This window comes from Borreliella japonica (genome assembly GCF_900099615.1).
In the GTDB taxonomy this organism is placed as follows: Bacteria; Spirochaetota; Spirochaetia; order Borreliales; family Borreliaceae; genus Borreliella; species Borreliella japonica.
On sequence record NZ_FMTE01000003.1, the window covers coordinates 1 to 14,048 of the forward strand.

Here is a 14,048-nt window from a genome sequence, read left to right on the forward strand (position 1 = left end):
GGGAAGCCTTCCTCAAGATGAGATATCCTTTAAGGGTCCTGGAAGAATACCAGGTTGATAGGTTAGAAGTGTAAGTATAGTAATATATTAAGCTGACTAATACTAATTACCCGTATCTTTGGCCATATTTTTATCTTCCTTATAAAAACCCTGGTGGTTAAAGAAAAGAGGAAACACCTGTTATCATTCCGAACACAGAAGTTAAGCTCTTATTCGCTGATGGTACTGCGAGTTCGCGGGAGAGTAAGTTATTGCCAGGGTTTTTATTTTGTATTTTAAGCCTTGATTTTATTGTGTATATTTATCTTTACATATTAGTAAGATTATTTTATTTTAATAAGGAAATTTTAAAATATTATGAAAAAAGCAAACTTTTTGAGTATTAATTTTTTAATTTTGCTTTTGGTTTGTTTTGTCAGCGTTAATTTATTTTCTAAGGATATTTTCAAGTTTAAGCTTGTAGGTCAATATTTTCCTTTTTATCATAAGAATGATAAAGGAGAATATGTAGGTCTTATTTTTTCTATTTTAGATAAATGGGCAAAAGATAATAATGTTAATATTAGAGTTGAACCTGTTGATAATTTAAATGAAAGCAAAATTGAAGACGAAGCAATATATTTAGGGTTGACTTATAATTCAAAATTAAATGATTTATTTTATTTCAAAAATGAGCTTGCCAGGAGTATTGCAATTTTATTTTCTAAAGGCTCTAATAAAAAATATAAAAATACCCATTCAACATTTTTATCCAATTTTAATATAGGGGTTGTTAAAAATACAATATATGAAGATATTTTAAGAATAAGAGGTGCTAACACTATTTTTTTGGCTGATAATGTCCAAGAGTTATTATTAGCTTTAAAAAATGATAAAGTTGATTATATATATGGTGATTGCAAGACTTTATCTTATGTTGCAAAGCGTTTTTTAGATGAAGGTCTTGAAATTTTTAATGGAGATATTTTCTACAGTATCAAAAATAGGGTAGCTATTAGTAGAAATGCTCCTGAGATAATAAAGAATTTGAATTTAGATTTGTTTTCGTATTTAATGAAAATGCCCGATGAACATATTTTTTCTTTTTTAGACAGTGCTTCTAAGGGAAATTTTATTGATGTTGGTTTATATAACGATTATCCTCCTTTGAGTTTTATTGATTCAAAGGGGAAATTGTCTGGCATTTTAGTAGATTTATGGAGTCTTCTCTCAAGACAACATATTTTTAAACCTATTTTTAAGGGATTTCCTAAAGAGGATATTAAGAAATCATTAGATGGAAAGTCAGTAGGCATTTTTGGAGGAATTATTAGCAATGATAGTGTATTTGAAAATGTTAATTATGTGGTAAGCAAGCCGATATATCCTCTTAATTTTAAATTTTATTCTAAAGATTTAAGCAATAATCTTGGTCCAATAAATTCTCAGTTTATTGATTTTGATTTTAATAATATTCAATTAAATAAGAATCAAGATATTGTTAATAACTTTGTAGATATTGTCAATAATTCATATGGGTTTATAGAAAATTCAATAACAACAAAATATTTATTGAAATTAAATGGATATAACGGCAGATTAAAATCTTACGATTCGATTTTTAATAAAAATAGATTTTTAGTATTAGCTATTGATAACAGGATTTATAAGATTATTAAATATATTCTCAATTCTATATTTGATGATATTTCATTTGAATCTTTACTTCAAATAGATAAAAATTGGCTAGATAAAGAAGAGATTAATAGCTCTCGAATAAATAGTTATAAAATTATGAATAAGGTTAAATTTAATATAGAAGAAAAAATTTGGTTATTAAAAAATAATAAATTAAATCTTGCTGTTAAAAATTGGTATCCAATAGATTATGTTGAAGAGAACAATTATAAAGGAGTAAATCAATTTTTGCTTGATAAGGTTAGAATGTTTTCAGGTTTGGAATTTAACATAATTGAAACACACAGCAATTTAGATCTTAAAAAATTAATCAAATCTGGAAAAATTGATATGCTAAATACTAATGCGATCGATTCAAATTTAGATAATGTTTTTAATATAAAACTAAATTCTAGAATTCCACTTTATATTTTTTCAAATAAAAAAAGGGTACTTCCGTCCAGATCTTTAGAAAGGTTTGCTGTACTTGATTTTTTATATAATAAAAATTTAGCTTCTAATATTAAGTCAAAGCTTATTTTAGTAAGTAGCTTTAAAGAAGCCCTACTTCTTCTTTATAAGGGAAAGATAGATGGGATTATTAGCGATGAGTATACAGCTGCTGCTGTATTTGAAGAATTAAATGTTGTTGATGTTGAAAAGCTTCCTACTTTTAGAGATTTGGCTTTCGATTTGAGTCTTGCTATTTATAATCAGGATTACATCTTGAAAGAAATTATTCAAAAAGTTGTTATGCGTTCAAATGTTGATAGTCATATGTATTTAAATGATTGGAAATTTGATGTTTATTATAAATCTAAAGACAGTAGGTTTAAAAATTTCAAATTTTTAGTGTTAACAGTCATTATATTTTATTTTACTTTTTTAGGATTTGTAATAATTTTTATGTTCAAATTGTCATTTGAGCAGAAAAGAAGATATTCTTTTGTGATGAATGAAAAAAATATTGCAGAAGCCGCTAATACCGCTAAGACCATTTTTATAGCAAATATCAGCCACGATATTCGTACTCCCATTAATGGAATAATGGCAGCTACTGAGCTTTTGGATACAACTATTCTTACAGATATTCAAAAAGACTATGTTAGGATGATAAATTATTCATCTGATTCTTTACTTTCTTTGATTGATGATATATTGTATTTGTCTCAAATAGATGTAAATGAATTACATATCGAGAGTCAAGAGATTGATTTAGAGAGCGAAATGGAAATGGTTTTAAAAACTTTTCAATCTCAATGTGCAAAGAAAAATATTGATTTATTCTCTTATTCTAAATCTATTTTTAAAAATTACATAAAAGGTGATATTGTAAAAATTAAGCAAGTTTTAATTAATTTAATAGGAAATGCTTTTAAGTTTACAGATGATGGTGTTATTGTTTTAAACTATGAAGAATTATGTAGAACAAGAACTGATGACAATAGAGTATTGGTTACGATTGAATTTAAGGTAATAGATACAGGCAAAGGCATTAAAAGAGAGAATCTTTCTAAAATATTTGAAATATTTAAACAAGAAGATGATTCTTCTTCAAGGGTTCATGAGGGTGCAGGATTGGGGTTGTCAATATCTAGAGAGCTTATAAGGCTAATGGGGGGGCTTGGCATTACTGTTGATAGTAAAGTGGGGGAGGGTACAACTTTTTCATTTATGTTGCCTTTTTTCTTGGGTGGCGAGCTTAAAAGTAAAAATTCATCAATCAATAGATTTCAATCAATAAATAGTAATAATAAAGTATTGAATGTACTTTCGAGTCAAAAGTCTATTAAAATTTTTGAGCACTGTTCGGCTTTGTTGGGCTACTCGTCTAATGTACACTATGTAGCTTCTTTTAAGGATGCTTATAAATTCTTTAAGGAATACTCTTTTTATAATTTTGTTTGTATTAATGTAAATAACGATAATATTGAAGCAAGTATTCGATTTGCTAATAATATTGAAAAACTAAGCTCTGATGTACAAATAGTTTTTTTATTTTATTATTTAGATAATGAAGCTTTAAAAAATTTAAAATATATGTATGTTAAAAAGCCTTTAATGGGGCTTAATATATTTTCTATTCTTTTTAAAAAAGAGTTTAAAATGGAAATGGATTTTGAAGATTTGGCTCCAATAGATAGTGATTTTAAGATAAAAGAACCTATTAAGGTGTTAATAGCTGAAGATAATAAGGTAAATCAAAAAGTATTGAAAGACATGCTTGTTGTAATAGGCATTAATGAAAATTTTATTGATGTTGTAGATGATGGGGTAAAGGCTTTAAAATTTTTAAGAGAAAAAAGATATGCTATCTCTTTTATTGATATACGAATGCCAAGATATGATGGATTTTCAGTGGCTAAAGAAATTAGAAAATTTGAAAAGGCAAAGAATTTAAAACCATGTGTTTTGGTTGCTGTAACAGCGCATGCTTTGCAAGAGTATAAAGACAAGTGTTTTGAAAGTGGTATGAATGATTATATTTCAAAGCCTATACACATAAGTTCAATTAAAGTTATATTAAAAAAATATTTACAGCTTGAAGTTGATAATATTTGGGAGAATGAAGAGTTGAATCAACCTATTAAGTTTCCCAATTTAGATGTTAATAGAGCTTTAAAAGAATTAAATCTTTCATATGCATCATATTCTGAACTATGTAGAGGGCTTGTTGATTTTATTTCTATCAATATTATTGATTTAGAAAAAGCTTTTAATGAAGAAAATTTATCTTTAATTAGGGATATATCTCATACAATATCTGGAGCTCTTTCTAATATGCGTAGTGAATTGTATAAAGATTTTAAAAAAATTGAAACAAGTAAAGATTCAATTTATGAGTTGAAAAAAATGTATTCTTTTGTAAAAGGTGATTTATTGCAGCTAATAAGTGATATAAAGGAGAATATTTTGTTTGAGTCTGAGATTGTTAGTGAGAATAAGCTATACTTTAAAAGCAATGATCAATTTTTATACCTTCTCAATAAACTTTTAATTGGTATTAAGACCAGAAAGCCAAGAGAATATAAAGAAATTCTTGAGAGCATTGACAAGTATGTTTTAGATGAGAATATTAAAGTATTATTTAGTGAGCTTCGCAGGAATTTAAGATTATATAGATTTGCTGAGAGTTCTAAGATTCTTAAAGGGATTATTGAAAGGTTTAGCAATAGAGATATTAGTAGTGGAGATGATAATTAAAGATAAAGTTTTTGAAGTAGAGAATCAGAAGCTTTTAATTGTGGATGATTCTCCCACCAATTTAGATTTATTGGTAAATATATTGCAAGATGCTTATGAAGTTGAGGTTGCAACAAATGGATTAGATGCCTTAAAGCAAGTTGAAAAAGATAATCCTGACCTTGTACTTCTTGATATAGGTCTTCCAGATATTAATGGCTATGAGGTATGTAGAAAGCTAAAAAGCGATCCTGATACTAAAGAGATTCCTGTAATTTTCATTAGTTCAAGAAGTTCTACAGATGATCAACTTGAGGGATTTAATGTTGGTGGAGTAGATTATATTTTAAAGCCTTTTAATAGTCGAATAATTGACGCTAGAGTTAAGACGCATCTTGAATTAAAGCGATTAAGGGATTATTTTAAAAGTTTGTCTAGAATTGATGGGCTTACTCAGATTCCAAATAGAAGATTTTTTATGGACAAATTTTCTAAGCTGTGGATGAAAGCTTTAGAAAATAAAGAAATAATAATTGTTGGGATGTTGGATATTGATAATTTTAAAAATTATAATGATAATTATGGCCATACCAATGGTGATGAGTGTCTTAAATTGATTGCTAAGGCTTTATATAAGGTTTCTTTAAAATATAAAATAGATGTTGCTCGATATGGAGGAGAGGAATTTATTTTTTTTTCTGTTAATAAGAGTTTAAGTGAAATGATTTGCATTATTAAAACAATGATTAATGATATAAAGTGTTTAGGAATAGTTCATGAGTATAGTGGTATTTCTGGCATTGTGACTGTTTCAATTGGGCTTGCTCAAGAAATTCCTATTGATAATAATTTTACCAATATCATAAAGCTTGCTGATAGCAAGCTTTATGAGGCTAAAGTTTCTGGAAGGAATCAGTTTAGATATTAAGATTTTTATATTTATTAAATTTTAGTATTTATAAGTTACAGAGATTCCAATAGAATCGTAGTAAAAATAAGAATTACCAGTTGCTATTCTTTTTGAAATATCAGCCAGTCCAGCTGTGTTATTTGTGTATGTAGGATTTGTAGCTAATTTTAATTGAAGACCAATTGCTAAGGGTTTGACAACTTCAAAATTAGCAATAATAGAAATATTGTGATAAAAAATGTCACTTCCCCAACCTTTGTTTTTCCACGAGCTTATGTTTCTTTCTTTGCCAATTTGTGTTTTTCCTTCATAAAGTAAACCTATAATGTTAAGAGGTATTGGCATTTTGTAAGCTAAAAGAGCGTAAGGCTTTATTAGTATGCCATTTATATTTTTACCATCGTCTGCTTTATATTTCCAAAGTTGATCTTTGTTTGCATGAGGATTAATTAAGTATGTAAAATCATTGCCAATAACTGTAATAATGTGTGTCCATTCTCCTTGAAAAATAGCGTTTAAATCAAATTGTAATCGTCCCCCTATTATTACTTCTGAATAAAATTCAATAGTATTTGAATATTTTCCATTTTCAATGTGCACCCCAACTCCTTTAAATCCAAAAGCTTCCCAACCTATACCAATTTCATTTGATGCATATAAATTTAAAAAAGCAATGGGAGTAAAGTTTAGCATGCTTTTAAATGAGATATTTACAGGAGACAATCCAATATTTAAATCGATGTCTATGCCATTGTTTTTAAAAAGTATAGAATTGGGATTGTTTAAAGCTTTAAAATTTTTATAGTATCCCAAGTATGATATTAATTTTATTCCTCCCCAATAATTGGCTGGAATTCTTAGACTTGGTTCAATACTTTTTAAGTTGGGATGTTTAAAGCTTCGTGAAAATTTGCTTCCATTTGTTCCCAGCTCGTGGGGAGGATAATAAGCAGATTGAAAATTGAAATAAAAATATTCATTATTGACTTCTAAGTTTTGTTGATCTTGAGCAAGAATCATTTTTGCTTGCAAAAATAACAAGCAAAAGCAAATTTTTTTTATTAACATTTTTACTTTAAATACCTTTTCCATTCATTTTTTTAACATTATTTTAATTATCTTTTCCCTTATTTCATCAATTTTAACAGATGCATCAATATTGTTAATTCTAGAGCATTTTGAGTAAAATTCTATTAGTGGTTTTGTTTGTGATTTATATTCTTTAAGCCTTGTTTTTAAGCATTCTTCTTTATCATCTTCTCGTTGGTAAAGATCTCCTCCGCAAATGTCGCAAATGCCATTGGTTTTTGTGGCTAGGGTGTATATATTGAAAATATTATTGCAAGATTTACAAATTCTTCTTCCCGAGAGTCTTTTTATTACCAACTCTTCATTGATTAAAAAGTTTATTATTTTTACATTTGGCAAAAATTTGTCAAGAGCTTCGGCTTGACAAATATTACGTGGAAACCCATCTAAAATAAAATTTTTGTTATTTTCAATGGCTTTGATTTTATCTTCTACTATTTTGATTGTAATTGTGTCAGAGACCAGTTCCCCTTTTTCAACAATTTTTTTTATTTCTTTTCCAAGGGTTGTAGAATTTAAAATATTTTCTCTAAATAAATCTCCTGTTGAAATGTGATGGTATTTAAATTCGCTAGAAATAATTTTTGAAATAGTCCCCTTTCCAGAACCTGGAGGACCCAAAAATACAAGTCCCATTATATATAACTCCTGTTTAGATATTTATTATTTTAAGGGTTTATTTAAAAACATTTAATAAAAATTTAAGTCCTACAATTGTTCCAATTGTAGATCCAAGGTTTACAAAAAGAACTATTAATAGAATTCTTGTAACTTTGTTTTTGAAATATCCTTTTGTTGTTGATAGTTCTTCTTGTAGATTTTCAAAATCTTTGACCTTTGGTTTGTTTATGTAAGCTTCAACAAGTCCTGCTACCATACCTGTTCCTATGAATGGTATTAAGGAAAATATTGGAGAACCTATAATAGCTGTTAAAATTGTTAAAGGGTGAGATTTTAATAATATGGCTGCAATGCCTGAGAAAAGAGAGTTGGATATTATCCAAAGCTTTAAATTTTTGTATGCAAAATCAAATCCTTTAAAGTAAAAAGAGCTTGCTATTAGCAAAATGATTGAAATTGCAATTAAGTAAGATAGTGCTTTGCTAAATGAAAAATGTTTTTTAGGTATTCTGTTGAGTTCCTCAACGTTTATTACTTTTTTATTTTGACTTATTTCTTTTAGAGTTCTCATTATTCCATTCACATGGCCTGCGCCTACAACGGCAAGAATAATGCCTGTTCCTTCGAGTATTTTGTTTGTAATAAATTCATCCCTCTCGTCAATTAAAGCTTTTTTTACTTTAGGTATTTCTTTGGAAAGTTCTTCCATTATTTTTGAAAGAGCGTCTTGTTCTTTGAGTTTTTCAATTTCATCTTTTGTAATTTTTGTATCTGTTAAGGAAAAAAGGCTTGAGATTATTTTTATTTTTTCAAATATTGGAATAGGTATCCAAGCTCTTTTTAGAGTTGTTTCAATTTTTCTGTCGGCAAGAATTATTGGAATATTGTGTTTTTCAGCTTTTAAAACAGCTGTTTTCATTTCCTCGCCAGGTTTTATTCCCTGTTCTTTTGCTAATTTTTTTTGAAAATTACTAAGAATTATGTTTATTATGAGGAAGAAGGCTTTTCCTTGTTTTAATGCTTTATCTATATCTAAGTTCCTCCATTTTTCATTTTCATCGGTGTTTAAGATCGAATGATAGCGAGCTTCATCAAGCTCAACAGCAATATAGTCTGGCTTTAAGATTTCTATTAAATTTGCAGTATCTTCTGAGCTTTTTTTTGACACGTGAGCAGTTCCAAGTATATATATTGTTTTATTATGTATATTAAATTTACTTACATGAGAAAAACAGTCTTCTGTATGGGTGTTTTCTTTTTCGTTGTCCAAAAAATATTCCTTGTTTAAAAAATTTAGCCATTAATCAGTTAGTATAGCTTTTAATAATTTTACCATATGGTTTAGTGGAACTATATAGTCTATGTTGTTTTCTTCTATCGCTATTTTTGGCATTCCAAAAACCATTGAACTTTCTTCATCTTGAGCAATAGTAAGTCCCCCGGCTTTTTTTATATCGCCAATTTCTCTTGATCCGTCATTTCCCATCCCAGTCATTATTAGGGCAATTGCTTTATCTTTTGCAATTTCTGCAATAGATTGAAATAGTACTCCAATAGATGGTTTGTGACCATTTATATGTTTGCCGTCGAAGGTTTGTATTTGATAGTTACTATCGATTTTTTTGATTTTTGTATGATGTCCGCCTGAGCTTATGTATGCATGTCCTTGCTTTAATATTTCTTTATTGGTGGTTTCTTTTACGCTTATTTTGCAAAGATTATTAAGATTTTTTGCAAATTCTTCTGTAAATCCTTTAGGCATATGTTGAACAATTATTATTGGTGGAAAGCTTTCAGGTATTTCTGGCAATATTGATTTCAAGGCTACAGGCCCCCCTGCTGATATTCCAATTGCTATTATGTCGAATTTTCTCATTTTAAGTTTTTTAATTTCTTTTTCATTTAATATTTTTTCTTTTGTATATTCTTCAAGTTTGGTTAATGAGAAAATGTCATTTTTGTGATTTAAAAAAAAATTAGCTTTTTCATAATTTTTTGTTTCCATATATTTATTGTGGACAATTTTGTTTTTTATAGATATCGATCCATAGGCTAAAAGAGAACTAATAATTTGTTCTTTTTTGTTTTCATGTGATTTTTTATTTTTAGATACCAATATAAGATCATCAGCGCCCTTTAAAGCAGCAATGTTTATTAGATTTTGATTTGAAGAGGTGACTACAATTGGTATTGTTTTGTGTATATTGTTTTTTTTCTCCAAAAAGAGAATATCTTCACTATTGTTTTCTTCTAAATTCATTAATATTACTTCGGGGTTATGTTTTTTAAGTTTGTTTGTTGCGAATTTGCCATTAGAAGCAGTTGCAATGACCTTGAGTTTAGGAGACGAATTAATAAGGTCTGATATGAGCTTTCTTTTTACAGCAAAATATTCTATGACAAGTACAGAAATTTTTGTTTCCACTGTTACTTTTTCCCTATTAAATTCTTGTTAAATTATAACTTATATTTATTTTTTAATTTAAATTTTTCTTTTTGATAGCCAGTATCTTTTTTTTCATATATTATTGCCCAGGGTGTTTTTAAAAATTTAAAAGGAAGGTTAAGTCCAAAAAGTGACTCTGAGTGTCCTATAAATAAATAGCTATTTTTAGACATGTTATTGTAAAATTTTTTAAGCACTTTAATTTTTGATTTTTCATCAAAGTATATTAATACATTTCTACAAAAAATAACATCAATTTGTGAAAAATTACTTTCAAAGTTTAGATTATGATAATCAAATCTTATGTGATTTTTAATTTCATTTTTAATTTTATATCCGTTTGAATGAGAATATATATAATGTCGGTATTCTTTGGGAATATTTTCACATTTATTTGATGAGTAATATCCTTCTTTTGCTATCATCAAAGATTTTAAACTTAAATCAGAAGCGATAATAACAAAATCTATTTCTTTTGGAAGTTTTGATTTGAGTACAAATGCTAATGAATAAGGTTCTTCTCCTGTTGAGCATCCTGCAGACCAGATAATAATTCTATTTTTTTCTTCTATGTTTTTAATATTAATTAAATTAGGAATTACAAATTTTTCAAAAGTTTGAAAATGTAGTGAATTTCTAAAAAATCTTGTTAAATTGGTTGTGACTAAATCTAAGAAATATTCTTTTTTTAATTTTTCACTAATTATTAAATTATAAAGTTGTGATGGATTTTCAATAGCAAGTTCTCTTACCGCGTCATTAATTCTGCTTTGAAGAACAAATTTATTTTTTTCGTCAAATCGCATTCCGCTGTTGTTGTATATAAAGTCGCAAAATTTTAAAAATAGTTCATCTTCAATTTCTAGCATTTTTGGGAACCTGCTTAATTATTCTCTTTATAAATAAGTATTGCTTATTTATAATAAATCTCTAGGTAAGAATATTTTTTTTGAAAAAACTGTAAAATTAACATAAATAATTTTATTATAAAATATGGATTTATAAAAAGGTTTTTGTTTATTTTAATTTATTTGCAGTAATAAATGAGGAATTTAATAAGTGTTGGAAAAAATATTTGCAAATTCCTATTTAATAATATCTATTTAAAAAGATTGATGATGAAGATTGAATGATGTTTAATGAGTTTAAAAGAATAATTTTTAAAGAAGATTTTAGGTATGAAATTTTTAGAAAATTTTTTCATATTTTTAGCTTAATTGTTTTGATTTTTTATGAAATAAATTTTTGGATAGGGTTTGTCTTTAATATGCTTTTTATGATTTTATACTTAACTTCTGAAGTTTTTAGAATTACTAAAAAAAAACTACTTTTCTTTAAGAATATTTCAGATATAATATTAAAATCAAGGAAAATATTGCCCAATAAAGTATCTTTTTCGCCCGTTTTTTTATTTTTAGGCATATTGGTATCATATTGCTTAGTTATGGAACCTTTTAATTATATTGGAATATTCTCAGTATGTCTTGGTGATGGATTTGCAAGTCTTGCTGGAAAGTTAATTCCTTCTTTTAAGCTTGTAAATGATAAAACGATTTCTGGTAGCTTTGTTGTATTTTGCGTTACTTTTTTTTCATATTATTATTTTTTTCCTTATTTAACAGCAGCTTTAATTCTTGGGATTTTAGCAGTATTAGTAGAGCTTTTTGATTTTGCGAATTATGATAATTTATTTTTACCACTTGTTGTTTCAAATTCGTCTTATTTTTTAACTTCCTTTTTTTATAGCCAATAAAAGAAAATTTTTCCTGATTTTTTTAAGTAGATTGGTATACCAACTGAGATTGGGAGAAAGGCATAGGGTATTTTTAGCAAATTTAAATAAATTCCACTTAATATTAAAAGCATTGAAACAAAAAGGAAAAAATAGTCAAGGTTTTTTTTTCTTAAAAAGGCTACTATAAAGTTTATTAAAATAAGCAACAAGAATGCGTCTATGTAAAATTTTGTGCTTTCGATTTTAAGAATGCCGTAGTCTTGGTTATTTTCGTATGAATTAATAGGCATTGTGTAACTATATATGCATGCAAAGGTCAAAATAATGTAAATTGTATAATGTATTGATTTTATTTTGAAATCGCATATATATAAACTTAGAAAAAATAAATTTAATAATGAAAAAGTATTTACAAAAAGGATAAATTTTGTAAATAGGTAATAACTTGAATTTAGGTTGTTTTTTAAAAAAAAATCTTCAGAGATCAAAATAGGATCTAATGTGAATGAACTGATGAAACAATAAAAAAGTATAAATTGTATATTATTGGTTCTTTTGTAGTTAATATATGACCATAGTGAGCCTATGATTCCAGTAATAAAGATGGCGAATTTATTAACTAGCATTATAAAATTATTATTGTAAATCTCTAGAACATAATTTTGATAATTTTCGTTGTATTTTATTTTATAAGAAAAAATCAGTATAACTAGTGTTACTAAAATTAAAATTATAAAGAGAAATAAATTAATAGAAGCGTTTAATTTTGCAAGTATTGACTTCATTTAAACTTCCAGGAATGCGTGTTTTTGATTTTTTTTATATTTTTTTTAATTTTTGAGTTAAGTTTTTCAAAAAAATCTATCTTTGTTTTTGTTTCAATTAAATCGACGCTGACAACATAATTTTTCAAATTCAAGTCTTTTGCTTTTTCATTTGGGATAATAAAAGAGATTATGTCATAAAAATTTTTGTTATTAATGTTTAGTACTATTTTATAAAAATTTTTAGGTATCAAAATTTTGCTTTTACCAATAAATCCTTTATTTTCCGTTAAAATTCCAGCACTAATGATATATATATATCCTTTTAAGATTGCCCATTCTCTTACCAATTTTTCAAGTTTTAGCCAAATTCCAGAATTAAATTCGCTTTTTTGAGGTGACATATTGGATAAAAAATATGTATCTCTCATTGCATCCTCAGAAAAAGACATGTCTGCAGAACTTACTATGTGTCCCCTGTCATAGCCGCTCTTAAAGTAATCTTCAAGTTTTGGAAAAGTGCCTTTGATGTTGGTGTCTTCAAAGAATTTAGAACTCCTTTTAATTTTTTTTGATTTTAACAAAGTCAATGCCAGTTCTACCATTTCTCTTTTAAGTGGATAAGCAGCCCATTCGGATTGTCTTGCACTTTCAGCATACCCTAAGGTATAGTGTTTTTTGTGTATTATTTGGGTAGTAAGATATCCTTTTGGTATTAATTGGGATTCTTTTATCGGAATAAATTTTGTAATGTTAATGTATTTATTTTCTATTATCTCTAAATAATTGTAAATTTTATGTTTAATTTGCTTTAGGACTTTTGGATTTAAGGAAAAAAATAAAAATCCTGTTAGACATAAAATATAGCAGTAAAGAAAAAATTTTGATCTTTTTTTCATGTTTCTGTTTCTTTTTCGTCCTTAAAATTATATCTAATAGTGAAATTAAAAGAAATGTTAAATGTATCTAAAAATAAAAAATCAATTTTAAAGTCCATTCCTATTAAAGGTATTGCATTTTTAGTAGAAATTTCAATAAACATGTAAGGCTCTAGTACATAGGGTAATTTTTCGTAAAATTTAATGTCCCCTATAAAGTTTGTAGATAAGTAAAAATGACCACCTATGCCAATAGTGGAGGAAAAATATTTTGTTTTTTTAATTAAGTTTGCAATATGCCAGTTTATTCCTCCTCCAATATACGATTTAAAGTATTGCATATTTTTAGGGATATTAAGGCTTTCTTTTGTTAATATCATAGCAACGATTAAAAAATCAAAACTATTATTAGAGAAGGTGTAGTAGGGTCTAAAAATAAGATGTTTAATATTTGAATTTAGAAAAAATCCAATTCCAATTCCAATCCCTGTAGAATATGTGAATCCTCTTTCCGGGCTAAAAAAATTAGAACTTTGTTCGGATTGATTATTTTTTTCATTAGTATTGTCTTTTTCATTTGCAAGTGCATTTAAAGCAGAAATGATGAGCAATGTTAAAGAAATACAAATGTTTGGAGTTTTTTTCATAAACAGATTATTTTAAATGGTATAAAAATTGCGGTGTCTTTTCAATACTATAATTAGAATATGTATTCAAGGAAAATTTTCCTGTTTAGTATAAAAAATATTTTTTATACTAGGTGGCT

The 14,048-nt window shown here is 26.8% G+C and carries 11 protein-coding genes and 2 rRNA genes; 5 read left to right on the forward strand and 8 right to left on the reverse strand.

Translation table 11 applies throughout. The features are described 5' to 3' along the window. The 4 genes from BLO14_RS02185 to BLO14_RS02200 all read left to right on the forward strand — a co-directional run. Positions 1–126 (forward strand): 23S ribosomal RNA (locus BLO14_RS02185); the annotation flags it as partial. 23 nt (positions 127–149) lie between these two features. Further along, a 5S ribosomal RNA gene (gene rrf, locus BLO14_RS02190) occupies positions 150–260 on the forward strand. A 97-nt stretch (positions 261–357) separates the two neighbouring features. Further along, complete coding sequence (locus tag BLO14_RS02195) at positions 358–4,860, forward strand: ATP-binding protein (RefSeq protein ID WP_091972310.1); 4,503 nt, start codon at positions 358–360, stop codon at positions 4,858–4,860. Beyond that, positions 4,844–5,767, forward strand: coding sequence for a GGDEF domain-containing response regulator (locus tag BLO14_RS02200; protein ID WP_091972761.1), 924 nt, complete (start codon positions 4,844–4,846; stop codon positions 5,765–5,767). Before BLO14_RS02195 ends, BLO14_RS02200 begins: the two co-directional genes overlap by 17 nt. Before the next feature lie 21 nt (positions 5,768–5,788). Here BLO14_RS02200 and BLO14_RS02205 read toward each other — a convergent pair whose 3' ends face one another. From BLO14_RS02205 to BLO14_RS02225, 5 genes are read right to left on the reverse strand one after another with little or no spacing between them, the layout of a single operon-like run. Then, entirely contained in the window at positions 5,789–6,817 is a 1,029-nt protein-coding gene (locus BLO14_RS02205; protein WP_091972763.1) for a hypothetical protein, read from the reverse strand. A 24-nt stretch (positions 6,818–6,841) separates the two neighbouring features. Continuing rightward, positions 6,842–7,474, reverse strand: a complete 633-nt coding sequence (locus BLO14_RS02210) for an adenylate kinase (RefSeq protein ID WP_091972312.1) — start codon at positions 7,472–7,474, stop codon at positions 6,842–6,844. Between the two features lie 40 nt (positions 7,475–7,514). Further along, positions 7,515–8,729: a TraB family protein gene (locus tag BLO14_RS02215; protein WP_091972314.1), complete on the reverse strand. Its 1,215-nt coding sequence runs from the start codon at positions 8,727–8,729 to the stop codon at positions 7,515–7,517. 30 nt (positions 8,730–8,759) lie between these two features. Then, positions 8,760–9,884 carry a chemotaxis protein CheB gene (locus BLO14_RS02220; protein WP_091972316.1) on the reverse strand — a complete coding sequence of 375 codons (1,125 nt, stop codon included), beginning with the start codon at positions 9,882–9,884 and terminating at the stop codon, positions 8,760–8,762. Positions 9,885–9,916: 32 nt separating this feature from the next. Beyond that, on the reverse strand, positions 9,917–10,774 hold the full coding sequence (locus BLO14_RS02225; RefSeq protein ID WP_091972318.1) for a protein-glutamate O-methyltransferase: 858 nt from the start codon (positions 10,772–10,774) through the stop codon (positions 9,917–9,919). Positions 10,775–11,037: 263 nt separating this feature from the next. Here BLO14_RS02225 and BLO14_RS02230 point away from each other — a divergent pair, with 263 nt between their 5' ends. Then, positions 11,038–11,658 carry a diacylglycerol/polyprenol kinase family protein gene (locus BLO14_RS02230; protein ID WP_091972765.1) on the forward strand — a complete coding sequence of 207 codons (621 nt, stop codon included), beginning with the start codon at positions 11,038–11,040 and terminating at the stop codon, positions 11,656–11,658. Here the strand turns inward: BLO14_RS02230 and BLO14_RS02235 are convergent. The 3 genes from BLO14_RS02235 to BLO14_RS02245 are packed head-to-tail and all read right to left on the reverse strand — an operon-like array spanning position 11,646 to position 13,929. Beyond that, entirely contained in the window at positions 11,646–12,425 is a 780-nt protein-coding gene (locus BLO14_RS02235) for a hypothetical protein (protein WP_091972320.1), read from the reverse strand. The genes BLO14_RS02230 and BLO14_RS02235 overlap by 13 nt on opposite strands. Further along, on the reverse strand, positions 12,422–13,303 hold the full coding sequence (locus tag BLO14_RS02240) for a DNA/RNA non-specific endonuclease (protein WP_091972323.1): 882 nt from the start codon (positions 13,301–13,303) through the stop codon (positions 12,422–12,424). Before BLO14_RS02240 ends, BLO14_RS02235 begins: the two co-directional genes overlap by 4 nt. After that, entirely contained in the window at positions 13,300–13,929 is a 630-nt protein-coding gene (locus BLO14_RS02245) for a hypothetical protein (protein WP_091972327.1), read from the reverse strand. The genes BLO14_RS02240 and BLO14_RS02245 overlap by 4 nt, the downstream gene beginning before the upstream one ends. Positions 13,930–14,048 lie beyond the last annotated feature (119 nt).